Source organism: Ectobacillus funiculus, from assembly GCF_004138295.1.
GTDB classification, from domain to species: domain Bacteria; phylum Bacillota; class Bacilli; order Bacillales; family Bacillaceae_G; genus Ectobacillus; species Ectobacillus funiculus.
Genome location: NZ_SCFM01000115.1, coordinates 1 through 3,339 on the forward strand (window position 1 = coordinate 1; position 3,339 = coordinate 3,339).

The following is a 3,339-nucleotide window of genomic DNA, read 5'->3' on the forward strand; positions in this document are numbered from 1 at the left end:
CAATTTTGTTTTGCTTGTTTTCATATAATCCTTAATCATCGCAACGATCGGATCAAGGGCGTCATATGTTTCCTTTAGTGTGTTTCCTTCAGGTGCGATATCGGAATCATGGAAGCAGAAGAAAGGTACATTTAGTTTCTCAAACAATTCAAATGCTGCTTCTACACGTGCTTTTGCCAAATCTAAGCCTTTATAATGATCCCAAGGGCGAATCATCGTTCCTGCGCCGAATGGGTCTGTTCCGTCAGCAGCGAATGTGTGCCAATACGCAACGGAAAAGCGCAGGATTTCTTCCATTGTTTTGCCATTAATTTTTTCTTCCGGATTGTAGTATTTAAATGAAAGTGGATTTTTTGATGTTGGGCCTTCAAACTGGATTTGGTTAATATTTTGGAAGTAAGCCATGTGGAATTTCCTCCCCTTTTGTTTTCATGTTATGAATTCATGATTTCTTTTGCTGTTATCGCTTACAATGCACTAAAAATAAACAACTATACATCAAATTCCCTTCAGCTGTACAACTTATAAATTAATTATATCACCGCGAACTTTGTTTGTCTATCGGATGAACAAAGTTTATTGTAATTAATAGAACCCATTCAGAAAAATAAAATCGTTATAGTAGCTGTACGGCTACTGTAAAAGAAGAGAACGGAGATCATCATGCAAATGATCTGGAATCAACAGTTAGTAAAAAAAGAAAATAAGTCAATTGTACTAAATCTCATTATGAACAATGCTCCTATTTCACGTGCCGATATCGCCAAAACGTCAGGCTTAGGAGTTTCGGCTTTTTCAGCCGAAGCATTTCTGAAGTCAAGGCTGCAACTGTAGTAAAGTAAGCTTATTTTTAGATGAATAACAATAATAATGCATAAAGACTGCCGTGAAATTCAGCGACAGTCTTTATATTTCCTATATTTTATAATGTATTATGCTGATTTATTCCAAACTGTCCCCATTTCCTCTAAGGTCTTCCCTTTCGTTTCAGGGACAAACTTCCAAACAAACACAGCCAAAAGTACACTCATTAACCCGTAGAAACCATAGCTTAAACCACCACTATACTTCATCATCATTGGATAAGTAGATGATGAGTGCCGAGAATAGTTCATGGACTGAGCCTTTTCAATACGGCGACGGCATCAGCTGCTAGCCTGTGACCTCTGCCAATCAATGTATGTGCCATGTCTGTCGCTTCACTTCAACAATTGTTTCAGAAAATCTAGCTTCTGTTTCGCATTATCCTTAGTGATAATATCTATACCAGTATCTATATTTTTTGCAACTTTTTCTCCCTTTATCACTTTCACTGCAGTTTCCACACTTATATAGCCCATATCATAAGGATTCTGTGCTATTGTACTAGTTAAAGTTCCATCTTCTATTAAATCCACCATTTCGATAACTCCATCCGCTCCTACGATCGGTATTTTATACCCATGTTCCTTAGTGACCTCGAAAACACTTAGTGCTATGATATCATTTACAGCAAATACCCCTTTAACATCAGGATGATCCTGTAAAATATTTGTCATTGCTTTTTTAACGGATGAAAGTTCGTCCCGTAATTTTATTGTGTCTACCAAGACTGTAACGCCTGCGTCTTCTAAACTATATTTAACTCCGTTTATTCGTTCACTGAAAACTTGATTGGTTAAAAATCCGTCAAAAAGGGGAAGGGCCACTTCATCTCCAGGTTGCAGTTGCGATGCTAATAATTCCCCTGCTTTTCTTCCTAGTTCAAAATTATCAGTACCAATATAAGAAGTTTTATTTTCCCAGAGGTCATTTGTGTCTACTAACAATACGGAAATATTGTTTTTGTCAAACTCCTTTAAGATAGGAATATTAGATGCAGAAATCGGAGCGACAATTACTACATCTGGCTTTTCTTTAAGAATATTTTTTAATATATCGTTCTGTTCTTCTGCGAATCCGTCATGAGTTGCGAAAATTTTACCATCTATATCAAAATCGCGAAACCCCTTTTCTACCCCTCCTTTAACAATTTTCCAATACTGTGAATCTAATTCTTTTAAAACAACAACTACTTTAGGCTTATCATTTTCTCTAAGGAACTTAACCGTATAACCTATTAAGGCGGTTAAAAAGAAACCGCAGAATAGTAAGATCATCCATCTTTTCTTCATTATTCATCATCCTCTCGTGCCGCTATGGATAGATGAATCTTGAAAAGGATTCCAATAGGATACCCAATAATTAAGGAAAAAATCGTAAAAACTGTACCATGCATGACCATAAATTTAATGGTTTCAGGTATTGAGTACTTGGCCAGGGCAATAAAGTCACCTTCCTGATATAGCATGTTCCTGATTTTACTCAAAAGTTACTTCATATGCTGTTATTTTATTGACACGATTTTCATGCCTACCACCTTCGAAGGGGGTTGTTAACCATATTTTTGCAATATCTCGAGCTAAGCCCGAACCAATGATACGTTCTCCCATAGCCAATATATTTGTATTATTATGTTCTCTCGTTGCCTTAGCACTAAATGTATCGTGTATAAGCGCGCAACGGACTCCTTTTACTTTGTTTGCTGCAATACTCATTCCAATTCCTGTACCACAAATTAGAATACCTCGATCCACTTCACCACTTGCCACCTTTTCAGCCACTGGAATCGCGTAATCTGGATAGTCAACAGGGGTGTTACATTCACACCCTAAATCTACATACTCTATATTCAACTCTGCCATTAATGAAATTATTTCTTTACGAATATTCATTCCACCATGATCAGACGCAATTACTACTTTCACTTTTTTCCTCCTATCACCTTTTGACTACATTCCCATCAACAGGAACATTCATCATGTTCGTTGTTCCCTTTTCACAAACAGACACGCCACCAATAATCCCGATTATGTCTACTTACTTAATAACTATTTTTCTCTGTAACTGCTTAAATTGTTTTTTCTATCGGTTATTAGATCCTTAGCTTGTTGTTCTCAAGGAAAACTCCCCACTTCAGGCGAAGTGGGGAGTAGACCATGCTGAAAAAATTAAGTCGACTTATATAGATGGTAAAAAACATACTGGAGCAAAATACCGTTCCAGCATGTTTTTTATTTATTGGACTGTTTGTTTTTATTATACAGTTACACTTGATAATGTTTCCAATAAATATTGGTTTACCACTGCTTTTAATCGTTCCTGACGGCCAGATTTGTTCTTGATTTCTCCAAGATTTAATGCATACTGCTCAAGTTTGTGGAAATCCGCTCTGCCTTCTACAATTTCTAAGCCAATGCCTTCTGTGAAGCTGCTGTATCTGTCAGCGATTACATCCTCTAATACTCTATCCTCAAGGAG

3 protein-coding genes and 3 pseudogenes are annotated in these 3,339 nt (G+C 36.8%); 1 reads left to right on the forward strand and 5 read right to left on the reverse strand.

Features of this window, described 5'->3' with window-relative positions; all coding sequences use genetic code 11:
• Positions 1-405: pseudogene (locus tag EP737_RS25040) on the reverse strand (xylose isomerase); the annotation flags it as partial.
• Between the two features lie 258 nt (positions 406-663).
• On the opposite strand from EP737_RS25040, the gene EP737_RS25870 reads away from it, so the two are divergent.
• Complete coding sequence (locus EP737_RS25870) at positions 664-834, forward strand: hypothetical protein (protein WP_165350936.1); 171 nt, start codon at positions 664-666, stop codon at positions 832-834.
• Between the two features lie 98 nt (positions 835-932).
• Here the strand turns inward: EP737_RS25870 and EP737_RS25045 are convergent.
• The 4 genes and pseudogenes from EP737_RS25045 to EP737_RS25060 all read right to left on the reverse strand — a co-directional run.
• Positions 933-1,094 (reverse strand): annotated as a pseudogene (locus tag EP737_RS25045) (MFS transporter); the annotation flags it as partial.
• 105 nt (positions 1,095-1,199) lie between these two features.
• Positions 1,200-2,153 carry a sugar ABC transporter substrate-binding protein gene (locus EP737_RS25050; RefSeq protein ID WP_129732123.1) on the reverse strand — a complete coding sequence of 318 codons (954 nt, stop codon included), beginning with the start codon at positions 2,151-2,153 and terminating at the stop codon, positions 1,200-1,202.
• A 186-nt stretch (positions 2,154-2,339) separates the two neighbouring features.
• Positions 2,340-2,786: a ribose 5-phosphate isomerase B gene (rpiB, locus tag EP737_RS25055; RefSeq protein WP_129732125.1), complete on the reverse strand. Its 447-nt coding sequence runs from the start codon at positions 2,784-2,786 to the stop codon at positions 2,340-2,342.
• A gap of 331 nt (positions 2,787-3,117) precedes the next feature.
• A pseudogene (locus EP737_RS25060) lies at positions 3,118-3,339 on the reverse strand (xylose isomerase); the annotation flags it as partial.